The sequence below is a fragment of the Sphingomonas trueperi genome (genome assembly GCF_040545965.1).
In the GTDB taxonomy this organism is placed as follows: Bacteria; Pseudomonadota; Alphaproteobacteria; order Sphingomonadales; family Sphingomonadaceae; genus Sphingomonas; species Sphingomonas trueperi_C.
The window spans coordinates 533,503-549,268 of record NZ_JBEPMV010000001.1 but is presented as its reverse complement, the minus strand read 5'-3'; the positions used below and the strand labels follow the sequence as shown (position 1 = coordinate 549,268).

2 protein-coding genes are annotated in these 15,766 nt (G+C 68.7%); both read left to right on the top strand.

Annotated elements, in window-relative coordinates; all coding sequences use genetic code 11:
- Window positions 1-11 precede the first annotated feature (11 nt).
- Complete coding sequence (locus ABIC35_RS02565) at window positions 12-1,541, top strand: ShlB/FhaC/HecB family hemolysin secretion/activation protein (protein WP_183049221.1); 1,530 nt, start codon at window positions 12-14, stop codon at window positions 1,539-1,541.
- On the top strand, window positions 1,538-15,763 hold the full coding sequence (locus tag ABIC35_RS02560) for a beta strand repeat-containing protein (protein WP_354278216.1): 14,226 nt from the start codon (window positions 1,538-1,540) through the stop codon (window positions 15,761-15,763). The genes ABIC35_RS02565 and ABIC35_RS02560 overlap by 4 nt, the downstream gene beginning before the upstream one ends.
- The last annotated feature ends 3 nt before the right edge of the window (window positions 15,764-15,766 follow it).

Here is a 15,766-nt window from a genome sequence, read left to right as displayed (position 1 = left end):
CTGGCGACACCATGGAATCCCAAACCGCTCCGGTGGCGGACGGCGGGGCCTGTGTAGCGGTTCGCGACGTGCGCCTTGCCGGTGCCAGCCACTACCGCGCCGGCACCTTCGAGGGCGTGCTCGCAACCCTGCGCGGCGATTGCGTCACGACCGGCGCGATCGACGGCGTGCTGCGCGCGATCACCGATCGCTATGTGCATGACGGCTTCGTGACGAGCCGGGCGGTGGTCGGACCGCAGGATCTGAAATCGGGCATCCTCACGATCACCGTCATCGAGGGCCGCCTCGGCGGGCTCAAGGACAAGGGCAGCGGCAAGCACTATGGTAGCGGCGAAATCGCGGCGGCCTTTCCAGCGCGACCAGGCGATCGGCTCAACCTCCGCGCGCTCGAGCAGGGGGTCGACCAGCTCGGCCGGATGGCCAAGGGCGATCCCAAGATCGACATCGCACCCGGCGAGACGCCGGGTACCAGCACCGTCCTGATCACCCGCCAGCCGTTGTGGCGGTGGATCCGTCCTTCGGTGTCGATCAACAACGAAGGCGCGGCCAGCACCGGACGCTGGCAGGCGACCAAGAGCCTCGACATGGATTCGCTGCTCGGCATCGCCGATAGCTGGTCGATCTATCACCAGGGTGCCGCCAGCGACGATGGCGAAAGACGCAACCTGGCCTATGGCGGCTTCGTCTCGGTGCCGCGCGGCTGGTGGACGCTGTCGCTGTCGAGCGGCTTTTCCAGCTATCGATCGGTGCTGTCCGGCAACGGGCTGCGCTTCGCGACGCGCGGCCGCACCTATACCGGTTCGGCGACGCTCGAGCGGATGGTGTTCCGCGATGCGAAGACCAAGCTCTCGCTCACTGGCGGACTGGCGCTGCTTGACACGCGCAACTTCGTCCAGGGCATCGCGCTGCAGTCGAGCAGCTACCGGATCGTCACCGGCACGCTGGGCGCGCACTGGCAGCGCCGACTGGCGAAGACCCAGCTGAGCCTCTCCGGCGGCTATGACCAGGGGCTGGGGCTGCTCGACGCGCATACCGTCGATACCGGGCCGGGGGGCGCCACCGGACGCTACCACCGGATCACCCTCGATGCGGCGGCGCAGACGCCGTTCGCGATCGGCCCGTCACGGCTGACCAACATGGTCGTGCTGCGCGGGCAATGGGGGTTCGACAACCTGTTCCCCGCCAATCGCTTCAGCCTGGGCGGCAGCTCCACCGTGCGCGGTTTCCGCGACGACGGCATTTCCGGGCGGACCGGCGCGTCGTTGCGCGAGCAGCTCGGCTTCGGCATCGTCGATGTCCTCAATGCCCGGCCGCACCTCGCCACCAGCCTCTCGGGCTATCTCGCCTATGACGTGGGCGGCATCCGCCCGGTCGCGGGCGACCCGTTCGAGCGCGGCCTGCTCCAGTCGATGAGCGCGGGGCTGATGGCGCGCAGCCGCCATCTCCAGGCGGAACTCACCGTGGCCGTGCCGGTCACCGCGCCCGCCTGGGTGCGACATCCCAAGGCATTGTTCAGCTCCAGCATCAGGATCCTGCTGTGAAGACGATCGTCGCTCGTACCGCTTCCGCCCGCGCACGCCGCGGTGCCCTGCGCACGCTGATCCTGGCGGCGCTCGCGACCTCCGCGCTGTCGCCAGCGCGGGCGCAGACCAGCGCGCCCGTCGCGACGCCGCCGCTGCAGCCGGCCAACAGCCGCACCGGGCTGGACGTGACGCCGGGCGGCACGCCGATCGTCAATATCGCCACGCCCGATGCCAGCGGCACCTCGTACAACGTCTTCACGCGGCTGTCGGTCGGCAAGGAAGGCCTGATCTTCGCCAACAGCCCGACGACGGGGAACAGCGCGATCGGCGGATTCCTGATCGCCAATCCCAACCTTAAGGACGGCCGGTCTGCGTCGCTGATCCTCAACGAAGTGACCGGCGGGGTGCGCACCACGCTGTCCGGGCCGATGGAGATCTTCGGGCAGCGCGCGGCGCTGGTCATCGCCAACCCGACCGGCATCACCTGCGACGGCTGCGGCTTCATCAACACCAGCCGGGTGAGCCTGGCGGCGGCGACCTTGCGCTTCGGCGCGGACGGCGCGTTCAGCGGCTTCCGCATCGCCGACGGCGGCGACGTTACGGTGGAGGGCAAGGGGCTGCTCGGCGGCAATGTCGATTATTTCGACATTATCGCGGCCGCGACGCACATCAATGCCAGCCTCTATGCCAAGGACCTGCTGATCGCGAGCGGCAGCGGCACGGTCGACTATGCGAGCCGCAGCGCCAGTGCCGAAGGCGCGGGGGCGCGGACCGGCGTGGCGATCGACTCCTCGGTGCTCGGCGGCATGTACGCCAACCGCATCCGGCTGATCGGGACCGGGGCGGGCCTCGGCATAAACCTGCAGGGCACCGTCGCGGCGCTCGACGGTGCCCTGAAGATCACCAGCGACGGCGTGATCGCGCTTGCCGGGGCGACGGCTACTGGCGACGTGACGATCGCCGCGCGCGGCGGCGGCGTGACGCTGTCCGGGCAGACCTATGCGGGCGGCGCGCTCAGCGTGACCGGGCAGGCGATCCGGCAGCGCGGCGATTTTGCCGGTGCGCTCGGTGCGGTGACATTTAGTGCGGGCGGCGACGTCACGGTCGATCCCGGCACCGGCATCTACGCGGGGCTCGACGCCAACGGCGCGCTTAGCGGGACCGGTGCGCTGTGGATCGACGCTGCAGGCACACTCGACCTCGGCACGGCCACATTGGCCTCGGGTGGTGCGTTGCGGCTCGACAGCGCCAATGTGCGGGAGGTGGCGGGCGGCCGGATTGCCGGAGCCTCGGTCACCCTTCGGACGCGGGGAAGCCAGGCGCTGGCGGGCGAGGTGAGCGCAGCCGGCGACGTGGCGCTCATGGGCAGCGCCATCGACCTCAGCGGATCGCTGATGGCGGGCGGCGCGGCGCGGTTGACGGCAGCGAGGGACCTTTCGACGAGCGGGAAGATTGGTTCGAGCGGGGCGCTGGCGCTGACTGCCGACACCCTGCGAATCGGCGGCAGCGTCGGCAGCAATGCCGATCTCACGCTTGACGCCGTCAATGCGATCGTCGCGACTGGCACGCTGCAGGCGCAAGGCGCGCTGCAGCTCACCGCACCTTCGCTGCATCTGGCTGGGGCAACGGCCGCGGGCACGTCGCTGCGGATCACCGGTACCGACGTTGCGCTTTCGGGCGCGGTTAGTGCGGCAGGGGACGCCGCTTTGACCGGCGGCAAGATCGATCTCACCGGGTCGCTGATGACGGGGGGCGCAGCGCGGTTGGGCGCGACGGGCGAGCTTTCGATCGCTGGTCAGGTCGGGACGAACGGGGAACTGGCGCTGGCGGCCGATACCCTGCGCATCGACGGCAGCGTCGGCAGCAATGCCGACCTGACGCTGGATGCCTCCAGCGCTATCGCCGCCACCGGCACGCTGCAGGCGCAAGGCGCGGTCCAGCTCACCGCGCCGTCGCTCCGCCTGTCGGGGACCACGGCCGCGGCCACGGGGCTGCGGATCACCGGTAGCGACCTCGCGCTTACCGGATCGGCGACCAGCCTCCACGACATCGAGGCGAAGGTTACGACCCTGACCCTCACCACCGGCGCGGTGCTGCAAAGCGGCGCGGGCGCGCGGCTCGATCTGGGGCGGCTCGACAACGCCGGGCTGATCGCCAGTGGTAAGGACCTGACGCTCGCAGCGACGGGCGCCGTCAGCAACCCGGGGCAGATCGCCGCCGATGGCGCGCTGCGCCTGTCCACCAGCGCGGGGCTAACGTCCACAGGGCTTCTCCAGAGCGGCGACGCGCTCGACATCCACATTGGCGGGGCGGTTACGCTAGCGGGCACCGTCTATGCAGGCGGCCGCGCCACGCTGGCGGCGGCGTCGCTGCAATCGGCGGCGGCACTGTCGGTGCAGGGCGCGCTCACCGTCACCGCATCGGAGGATGTAGCGCTCGCATCCGGGTCGACGACCTATGCCAAAGGCGGCATGGCATTGTCCGGCGCGGGCTTCTCGCTGATCGGCGCGCTGCAGAGCGACGCGACGCTCGACATTCACGCGGCCCAGGCGCTGGCGCTGGGCGGGCGCGTGAGCGCAAGCGGCGCGACCAGGATCGACGCCGCGACCGGGGCGGTGCTGAGCGGCACCCTGGCGAGCGGTGGCGCCCTGACACTGAACGCCGCCTCCGTCGCCATTCCCGGGCAGATCCTGGCCAACGACTCGGTCTCGATCACCGCGACGACCGACAATCTCAGCCTGGCAGGCACCATCCAAGCCGCGAAGGACGTGGCGCTCACCGCGGCGATGCGGCTGCGCATCGGGGCGGAAGCGCCGGTTGTCGGCGGTTCGGGTGGCACACCGCCGAGCAGTCTGCCCGGCAGCGGCGGGTCCGATCCCGATAGTGGTAGTTCTGGCACCGGCGGTTCCAGCGGAGGTAGCGGCACCGGCTCGACCACGCTGCCCGCAACCGGCACGCCAACTGGCGATGTTGCGCTCAATCTGCCGACGCTCGGTGCTACCACGGCGCCATCCGCGGGATCGCTTGCGTCTAGCGGCGCCGTCACGCTGACGGCCGACGAGATCGAGATTGCCGGTACGGTCGCAGCAAAGGGCGACCTCACCGCGCTTGCCGCGCACGTTCTGACGGTGCGCGGCACCGCCTGGAGCGACGGCGCGCTCACCGCCCAAGCGGGGTCGCTGCAGGTCGGTTCGCTCGCCAGCCTGGCGGCGGCGGGTCCGGTTGCGATCATGGTGCAGGACGATCTCGCCAATCTCGGCACAATTGCATCGAATGGCGGCACCCTGACGCTGGGCGGGGGCGGCGCCTTCAGCAATGCGGGCACGCTTTCGGCCAAGACCGGGCTGCAGGTGCAGGTCGCCGGAGATCTGCTGTCTTCGGGCACCCTTTCCGGCGGGGCGCTGCAAATCGGCGCGCGCGACGTGACGCTCACCGGCGCAACGGTCGGCACCGGGGGCGTGGCGATCACCGGGCGGACGCTGTCGCTCTCCAGCGGCAGCGACACGCAGAGCGGCGGCGCGCTTGCGCTCACCAGCGGCGGCGCGACCACGTTGGGCGGCAAGCTGCTCGCTACCGGTGCCTTGTCGATGGACGCGGCCGGTCCGCTTTCGGTCGGCGCAGCCGCCGATATCCAGTCGGGCGGCACGGCGAGTTTCCGCTCGCTCGAAGCGGTGGTCACCGCGGCGGGCAGCGCGATCGCCGCCAACGGCGCACTGCGCTTCACCGGCACCGCGCTGACGCTCGGCGGTACCATCGCGGGTAATGGGACCCTCGACCTAGCCGCTGGCGATGCAATGACGCTGTCTGGGACGACCACCGCGCTGGGCGACCTCACCGCCTCGGCAGGGTCGGTCGACATTGCCGGTAGCCTCGCCAGTGCCGGGAAGCTCAGCCTCGTGGCCGATGCGACCACGCTTCGCTTGGGCTCGACCGTCCAGGCATCGGGCGCGCTCGCGCTTTCCACGGCATCGCTGGAAGCGAACGGCACGCTGGTGGCCGGAGGAACTCTCGCGGTTATCGGCACCAGCGACCTGCATCTCGCGGGCACGATTGCCGCCGGATCGGTGGACGCGCAGGGGCAGGTGACCAGCGTCGGCGACCTGTCGATCAGCGCGGGCGGAGCGTTGCAGCTTGCCGCGGCATCGACCGCCACGGGCGCCGTCGGGCTAGTCGGACAAGACGTGACGCTGGGCGGCACGCTGGTTGCGCTGCGTGCACTGCGCGTCGACGCGGCCACGCTCACCACCACCGGCGATGCCAAGGCCAATGGCACGGTGACGCTGGCCGCACGCGGGGATGCGACGCTGGGCGGCACGCTCACCGGGCTGGTTGGCATCGACGTGACGAGCGGCGGAACGCTCGTGCAGAATGCGACGCTCGCTTCCAACGCCGGGCTGCGGCTGTCGGCGGGCGGCAGGCTCAGCCATGGCGGGACCAGCAGCGCGCTGGACGACGTTTCGCTGCAGGGCGCCGGGCTATCGCTGGGCGGCACGATCCGCGGCAACGGTCTCGTGTCGCTGGCCAGCACCGCCGGCGATATCACGCTGCTCCAGGGCGGGCAGGCCTCGGCGCAGCGGGTCGAGCTGCGCTCGGCGAACGCGGTCATGGTGGCCGGAACGCTCGCCGCCGCGCAATCGCTCACCGCCGAAAGCGTGGGCGCCTTCACCGTACAGGCGCAGGGCGCGCTGCAGGCGGGCACCACCGCAGCGGACGGGCAGGTCACCGGGGTCGGCGCGATAGCGCTCACCTCGGGTGGCGCATTCACCCATGCCGGGGCGATCGGCGCGACTGGTAGCCTGTCGCTCACCGCGCAGCAGCTGTCGAGCAGCGGCGCCATGTCGGCAGGCGCGAACATGGCGCTGGTCGCGGATAGCGGCAAAATCGGCGGCAGCCTGGTGGGTCTCGGCGCGGTGTCGGCACGCTCGACGGCGGGCGGGCTCGATCTCACCGGCACCATTGACGGCCGGAACGTCGAGCTCTCGGCGACCGGCGGCGATCTGGCCTTGGGCGGCGCGTCGCGCGTCACCGCATATGGCACGGGCAGTGATGGCCTGCTGACCCTGGCGAGCAGCGGCGCGATCGGCGCGCTGGGCGTGCTTGCCGCCAACAACGACGTGTCGGTGACGGCGGCCGGCGACCTCCATGTCGGCGCCGACCGCACCGGCGCCGATGCGGCGCGGACGCTGTCGACGCTCGGCGCGGTGACGCTCCGCGCGGGCGGCGCGCTGGTCAATGACGGCAGCGTCGCGGCGGGGCGCAGCCTGTCGCTTACCGCGCAACGCCTGACCAGCACCAACCTCTCGGCGGGCGAGGGGATCGTCGCCGAGATCGCCGGCGCCGCGACGCTGGCCGGCCTCACCAGCGCGCACGACCTCGGCCTGACGGCGGGCGGCGACGTGGCGCTGCTGCACGGCGCCCGGCTTGAGACGCTGGGCGATCTCCGCCTGTCGGCGGGCGGCGCGCTCGGCAACGACGGTGCCATCACCGCAGGGTCGACGGCAGCCGGCGCGAAGGTGGGCAACATCGCACTGGCCAGCGCGGGTGCGCTGACCTCCCGCGGCGCGATCGTGGCCAACAACGGCGCGGTCACGCTGGCGGGCGCAAGCGTCACGCTCGGCGGTGCACTCGATCAGGGTGGCGGCGTCTATGCGGCGGGTGCGCTGACGCTGAACACCGCCGCGGTGACGGTGCTCGATGGCGGCCAGGCCATCACCAACGCCGACTTCCGCTACACGGGCACCAGCCTGACGCTGGGCGCCGAAAGCCTGCTCCAGTCGAACCGCAACCTCGGCATCGCGCTTACCGGGGGCGGCTATCGATCCGGCGGCAGCCTCGTTGCGCTGGGCGACCTGACCCTCGGCGTCGCCGGGGGCGGCATCGATACGCTCGCCGGGAGCGGCATCTTCGCCGGCGGTTCGGGCGCCAGTGCGAGCGGCGGCTCGCTGACGCTCAGCGCCGACACCATCTCCAACGCCGGCTCGATCGTCGCGACGGCTTCGGCGGGCGGGGTGGGGGGCGACGCGACGCTGGTCGCCGCGACGCTGGCCGCGGGTGGCTTACTTCATGCCGATCGCACGCTCGGCGTGACGGCGAGCAACGTGACCATCACCGGCACCGCCGAAGCAGGCGCTGCGATCCACTGGGCGGTTCCGACGCTGACCGTGGCTAGCGGTGGCAGCCTCAAGAGCATCGGCGACGTGACACTCTCCGGGGCAAGCTTTTCCAACGCCGGCACCGTCGCGACCGGCGGGGCGCTGACGATCGGCACCAGCGGCGACTTGGCATCGTCGGGCACCCTGTCCGCAGCGGGCGGGATCGATCTTGCCAGCGGCATCAACCTCATCCTTGCCGTCGGGTCCCAGACCTGGGCAGGCGGGACACAGGCTACCCCCACCATCGCCGCCGGCAATGTCAGCCTGCGCGGCGTGACCGTAGCGAGCCTTGGCACCCTTTCCGCCACCGGCGCGCTGTCGCTCACCGCAGATAGCGTGACGGTGGGCGGCGCCAATGTCGCCAATGGCAACCTTCGCCTGTCGAGCCTTCACGGCGGGGCGCCCTCGCTGACGGTGAACGTTGGGGCGACGCTCGCTAGCTATCTCGGCGACGCGATGCTCGGCAGCCTGGCGTCGCTGAACCTGCAGGGTGCGCTGACCGCGAGCAACGGCAGCGTCTCCCTGACCGCAGGCAACACCAGCATCGGCGCAGCCGGCCGGCTCGCCGCAGGGCGCGACGTCACGATCACTACCGCCGGCGGCGCGCTGTCGATCGAGGGGCAACTCCTCGCGAGCAACGACCTGAAGCTGATCGACGGCACCCCGGCGGTGGGCGCCGCCGGCCTGGTGCAGGCTGGTCACGACGTTACCTTCACCAGCAATAATGCCGTCACCGGCAGCGGCACGGCGAGCATCAACGGCGTCGGCTATGACGTGAATGGCATGCCGATCTCCGCGCGGATCGCGGGCAAGATCAGCGCGGGCAACAACCTCCAGATGAGGCTGCCGGGCGCGGTGATCGCTGACGGTTCGGCCCAGCTCGTCGCCACCAACAATCTGTCGTTGACCGCCGGCAATTTCCTCATCGGCGCGCGCTATGTAGGTGACGGCGCGGGCAATGCCGTACAGATGGGGGTGATCGCCGGGGGCGACCTGAACCTCACCGCCACTGGCGGCGGGGTGATGCTTGACGGCTCGGTGCAGGCGGGCCGCAGCCTCACCGTCAACGCGGGCAGCGAGATCCGGTCGACCGGTGGCGCGCAGTTCGTCGCGGGCACCAGCCTGTCGCTCACGGGCTCGGCGCTGAACCTCGCCGGGTACAATTCGGGCCAGAGCCTGGTGTCGCTTCGCGCGGTTGGCGACATCACCTTGTCCGGCGCGACCGCGTCCAACGGGCGGGTGACGATCGCGGCGGGCGTGGCGACGGTGACGGGCAGCGGCTCGATCACGGTGCGCGGCGGCGCGGGCAACACGACCGGCGTCGGGCGCGACATCGGCGGCTCGGCGAACCTCGACATCCAGACCGGCGGCAGCTTCACCAACCAGGGCAGCCTGTGGTCCGACGGGGTGGTGTTCCTCAAGTCGGCGGGCGGCAGCATCGTCAACGATGCGCGCGGCGCCAATGGCGGGATCACCGCGGCGACCATCGTGACGCAGACTGATGCGGGGGCCTTCGTCAACGCCGCGGGCGCGTTCAAGGCGAACAATGCCGGGTTGTTCCTCGGCGGCGACTTCAACAACAGCGGCAGCTTCGCGCCCTCGGGCAATTACTTGATCAGCGCGGCCAACATCCGCAACACGGGCCTGCTGGCGACCTCGGGCAGCCTGACGCTCCAGGCGGCGGGATCGCTGTACAATGTCGGCACCATCTATGCGGGCAGCAGCCTGACGCTCACCGCCGGCGGCGCGCTGACCAACGACTATGTCGGCGATAATCAGGGCAATGGCAGTCATGGCCTGATCCTCGCGCAGAGCGACATCACGATCACCGCGCACGACGTGGCGAACCTGTCGGCGACGATCCAGTCGCTGGGGGGCGGGGTGCAGATCGCGCTGACCGGTGGTTCGTTGAGCAACGTGATCAAGAACTTCTCTTTGACCGGCGGTGGAGCAGGTGGAGATGTCGAGCTCTACGAGAACGGGATCTACATGGCGGATTGGACTGCCATGTACAGAAAGTACGGAAGCTCGACCTGGAGGGAGATGGTCGGAGCTGAAGATGTCAGTTCAGTGCAGGATGGCGGGGATACGCTTGTTGTAACGACGACATTCCCCGATGCTGGCGGTGGATCGTCTGGACATACATTTGTTAAGAAATACAAGGCGTCTGAAAGTGTTCTAAATTATATAACGGGAACTTCTTCGATTTCGGCTGCATCAAACATCAGCATCAATGGCGGTCGAGATGTAATCAACCAAAACTCAAGCATACTTGCAGGCGGGAATATCAGCATTTCCGCATCTGGCACCGTAAGCAACATCAGCGACCTTCTCATCAAGGTCGCCGAAAATGGAAGTGCTCAAAACTCCATATTGCCTGGTGCCCCGACGGTGATCCGGGCGGGTGGCACGGTCACGATTCGAGCGGGCAAGGTCCCGAACATCGCCAACAATCTCATCGGCACCGATAGCTTCACCGAGTCCCAACTCGTCGAGCATGCCGCCCCTGGAGCGCCCGGAGCCGCGGCCCCCGGTACGGGCAGCGCCGGCAATGGCGCGTCGGCTTCGGCGAGCGGTGCGGGTGGTGTCTCGGGCGGCGGCGTCTCGGCAGGCGGCGCGTCCGCGACGGGCCGCGGCGGCGCGGGGGGGCTTGCCGGGAAGGGACAGGGCAGTCTCGCCGTGTCCGTAGCGGGGCTCGGGGGCGGTGGCAGTGTCGCCGCCGCGAGCCGAACGAAGGACGGCATGCAGATCGGCAACCTCCCGGGCCTAGATCCGTCCGCGGGTGCCGGAGGGGACCTGTCCGGCCCCGGCACCGGCAACATCCAGGGCGCGCAGGTCGTCGGCCAAGTGCGCGACGGCGCGGGCGGCGCAGCGGCGATCGGGCTCGGCAACCAGACGATCGGCGGCGGCGCGCTCAGCAATGGCGGGGCCGCGGGCGCGATGCGGCCTGGCGCCTCGGCGATCGTCCCCGGCCTTGTCGCAGGCCTCAACGGCAGCGGTGCACCGACGCTCGCCAATCAAGCGTTCGGCAGCTTCCTCGGCGGGTTCCTCGCCAGCTTTAACCTCACCGGCAATTCGCCCTCGCTGTTCACCTACAACACCAACCCGGCCTCCGGCCCGCTGTTCAGCAGCAACCCCGCCCTCTCGTCCGAAGCGGCGCTCTACGATTCCAAATGGTTCTTCGACCGCGTCTCGCCCGATCGCGCCACCACCTACACCCGCCTCGGTGACGGGTTCTTCGAGGCGTTGCTCGTTTCGCGCGAGGTGCAGGCGCAAAGCGGCCAGGCCCAGCTCTCCCAATTCGGCTCGGCGCTCGACCAATATCAGGGCCTGCTCAAGAATGCCGAGAAGGCGCAGGCCGGGCTCGGCCTCCAGCTCGGCGTCGCGCTGACGCCCGAGCAGGTCGCCGCGCTCACCGAGCCGATGGTCTGGTACGTCCAGAGCAGGGTCGAGGGGCAGGACGTGCTCGTCCCCGTCGTCTATCTCGCCGCCAACGACGCCAAGGCAATAGCCGGCGGCGCGCTGATCGCGGGCAGCAGCGTCTCGATCACCGCCAGCGGCGGGATCACGAACAGTGGCACGATCCAGGCCAAGGACATCGTAGCACTCGCGGCCAAGGGCGGCGACATCGTCAACGCCAGCGGCGCGACGATCGCGGGCGGTTCGGTGATCGCCGATGCCGCGCGCGACATCCTGCTCGCCGGCGGCAGCACGATCCGCGCCGACAACGGCGTGACGCTCCAGGCCGGCCGCGACCTGGTCACCAGCACCGTCTCCAGCACCAGCCACAGTGCGACCTCCACCTACCAGGACAGCCGCCACTGGTCGAACAGCGCCACCACCACCGAGCAGATCACCGGCGCGACGATCGCCGCGGGGGGCAACCTGCTATTGCAGGCGGGCGGCGACATGACGCTCAATGCCGCGACGCTCAGCGCCGGCGGCGCTGCCGCGCTCGGCGCGGGGGGCAACCTGTCGCTCGGCGGCACCGGTGCGACGACCACCACCACCCAGTCCGAACGCACCGGCAAATATACTAACGCCAGCAGTACCACGACCTCGACCGAGTTCGTCGGCACCAGCGTCACCGCGGCGGGGCCGGTGACCCTGGCCGGCGGTGCCAACCTTACGATCACCGGCAGCACGGTGAAGACCACCGACAAGGCCACGGGCGACATCACCCTCTATGGCGGGCAGGGCATCGAGATCGTCTCCGCCGAGGAAACCGCGTCGCTCGACAAGCGCGCACAGACGGGCAAGAAGAGCAACACCACCACCAGCGCGACCAGCACCACCAACCAGCTCTCGGCGATCGACGCAGCCGGCGACCTTACGCTCCTCAGCCCCGGCGCGGTGAACATCGCCGGCGCGACGGTAACCGCCGGCGGCGCGCTCGGTGTCGATGTCGGCAGCCTCACGTTGTCCGGGGTGGTGGACACGGTCGACGCGCGCGTCGACACCAGCTCGAAGAAGTCGGGCCTGTTCTCCTCCACCACCACGCGCACCAGCACGACGACGCACGACGAATCCGCAGTCGCCTCCACCCTGTCGGGCGACACCGGCACGGTGACAGCGAGCGGCGGGGTGACGATCACCGGCGCCAATCTCGTCGCTTCCAACGGGCTGACGCTCTCGGCCGGCGGCCCGGTGACGATCGGCACGCTCGCCACCACCGATACCGAGCAGAGCAGTTCCTCGACCAAGAAGAGCGGCTTCTCGCTGGGCGGCGGCGGGCTGTTCCTCGGCGTTGCCAAGACCAGCACCACCGGCAGCACCACCGACGTGACCCAGGCCGGATCGGTGGTCGGCACCCAGGCGGGCGACCTTACGATTGTCTCGGGCGGGGCGCTCGGTATCACCGGCAGCAAGGTGGCGGCGGGCGGCGACGTGCTGCTCAAGGGCGCCTCGGTCACCATCGCCAACGCGCTCGACGTGCGCGACACCACCCAGACCACCAAGACCTCGAGCGTCGGCGTTACCATCGGCGTGCAGAGCCAGCTGCTGCAGAGCGTCGGCAACCTCGCCGACATGGCGCAGCTCGCAACCAGCACCGGCAACGATCGCGTCGCCGCGGTGGCGGGGCTCGCCGGCGGCATGGCGGCGGTCAACGCCTATCAGGCGGGCGAGGACCTCGCGAGCACGATCAAGAAGGGCACGGGCGATCTCGGCATCTCGGTCGGTGCCACCTTCGGCATCTCCAAGTCGAGCTCGACCAACACCACGCATGACGAGACGGTGGTCGGCAGCGCGGTGAAGGGGCGCGACGTGACGATCGTCGCCAATGGCACCGGTGCTACCGGCACGATCGACGTGCGCGGCTCCACCGTCGATGCCAAGGGCAACCTCACCCTCGCGGCGAACGGTGCGATCACGCTGGCGGCGGCGGAAGAAGAAGACCGCCAGAGCGGCAACGCCAAGAGCAGCGGTTTCACGCTGGGTGTCACCTCGGAGCTCAAGCTCAACAAGAATGGTGACAACGTGTCCGGCCTCGCCAAGCTGAGCCCGACCATCTCGGTGGGCCTCTCCTCGTCGAACAGCAACTATACCGGCACCCAGGTCACCAACATCGAAAGCGTGCTGACCGCCGGCGGCACCGCGACGCTGACCACGCCGGGCGCGCTGGGGCTGGACGGGGCGATCGTCTCGGGCGGGAAGGTGGTGGTCGATGCCGGCAGCCTGGCGATCGCCAGCCGGCAGGATACCAGCACCTACCAGTCCAGCGCGCACAGTGCCTCGGCGGGGGCGAGCTTCGCGCTCGGCACGGGGCAGGTCTCGGTTTCGGGCAATCTCTCGAACGGCAAGCAGAATGGCGACTTCGCCAGCGTGGTCGAGCAGGCGGGCATCTATGCCGGCGACCAGGGCTTTGCGATTCATGTCGGCGGCGACACGTCGCTGATCGGCGCGGTGATCGCCAGCACCGCGGACCCGTCGAAGAACAGCCTGACCACCGGCACGCTCCACGCCAGCGACCTCGAGAACCGCGAGACCTGGGACGCCAGCCAGACCTCGATCGGCGGCGGTATCGGCGGCGTGCTGGCGGGGCGTGACGGCAAGACGTCGCCGCAGGGTGCCACGCCGCTTCCGGCCGTGCCGACCAAGGGCATCGGCAAGGTGACGGCGACCCCGCCGATGGCGATGGGGGCGAGCGGCGACCAGTCCGGCACGACCTGGTCGGCGATTGCGAACGGCACGATCACGATCACCTCGGGCGACGCCGCCAGCACCGCGCTCGCCCAGACGATCAGCCGCGACACCAGCGGCGCCAATGCCGGGGCGATCGTCAAGCAGTTCGACGAGGCCAAGCGCCAGGAAATCGCCCAGGGCTTCCAGGCCGCGCAGACGCTGGCGGCGGAGACCACGGCGTTCCTGAGCCATCAAGCAGCCGAAGCCGAGAAATGGGCTGAAAAGAATCCGAACAGGGATCCGAAGTCCAACCCCTATGCGATCTGGGGTGCCGGTGGCGCCGGGCGGCTCGTGCTCACGGCGATCAATGGCGCTGCCGGATCGGACGTCGCAGGCTCGCTCACCAGCCTCGTCCAGGGCGCGGTGGTCAACGTGCTGCAGGGCTTGGCGACGAGCAAGGCCAAGGAAATCGCCGACGCGCTGAAGAGCGAAGAGGCCCGCGCCGCGCTGCAGGGGCTGGTCGGCTGTGCCGGCAGCGCCGCCGGGGGCTCGGGCGACTGTGCCAGCGGGGCGATGGGGGCTGCGGCCGCGGTCGTGCTGAACGATCTTCTCGAGACCGGGAAGACAACGGCAACCGACAAGGACGGCAAGCCGCTGACGCTCGCGGAGCAGCAGGCACGCGACAATCTGGTGGCGACGATCGTCGCAGCGGTCGCCTCTGGTGCCGGCTTGGACGCGCAGAGCGCCGTGACTTCGGCGCATCTCGAGACGCAGAATAATTCCGAAAGACTCGCAAACGGCAAAGTCGTTATCGTGGCTGTTTTGCAGTCAAAAAGAACTATCAAAGAGCTTTCGGAAAACGATGCAGAGTTTAAGGCGATAATAGATAAAATTTTGACCGATGCTAGATTTTCTGGAAACGTTGATAAGCTCACTAGTGAGTTAATAAAATATAACAACTGCAAGTCTGTTCCGTCTTCTTCATGTGAGACGAAAACAGATCCTGTTCTCGAGCTTGCGGGGCGGATCTATAGTGCGCAAGTGGCGTTTGTTGATGCGCAAGAAAACTATGATGCCCGGGCTTGCAACGGGTTGGCGCCCATCGTCTGTGGAATGCAGCGAGCCAACGCCTTCTTTCGATCGCCGGAGGGGGTGAAGTATGCTGGCGTAATGGACATGGTCACAGCCGCGATCGGGGCGGCGGGTGGCGCCGCCGGCACTGTCGTTGGCGGGGCATCATGTATTGAAACTGGTGGCGCAGGTTGTGTTGCTGCGGTCGCGTCGGCTGGCACAGTGGCCACGAGCGCAGACCAACTTTACATGGGCTGGAGAAAGTGGAGCACAGGTACCCCGCAGTCACTTTCCGGCGTAACCTTGCTTGTTGAAAAAGGAGGTTTGTCGCCTCAAGCTGCGGAGCTAACGTATGGCGGCTTCAATCTTGTGCTTGGCTTGGCAGCCGGGCAGATAAGGGTAGTTGGCCAAGGAACGAGCTTTGGCACGAGTGTAGGCGGCTCGACAGCACTAAATGCCGAGAGAGGGTTGGGAGGCTCGGAGGGGCTGTCGCACGCGGGGGCCGTACTCGAGGGCGGCTCTGGCCGTGCGTTCGCGGGGCATGGAGAATATCGACTCGGCTCCGGAGACTTCGTTGTGCCAGACGGTACCGCTATTACCCTGCCGCGGGACGGGATCAGAATTGCAGAAACAACCGGTCAGCTGATGGAACTGGGGGATTGGGAGGGGCTTGCCAATGCGGCAGCACATAATGGACGAATTGCCGATGATATCAGTGGTATGACGACGTATCTTCCGGGGAGCACTATTCCAAATTACACCCTTAAGACCCCTGATGGTTTGAAGATATATAAGAATTCTACGACTGTGGGAGAGAGTACTCCTCTTCAATCTCTACTTCGGCCGGGAATGAGTTGTATGATATGGGCTGCATGTACAGAACTAAGGAAGTGACAA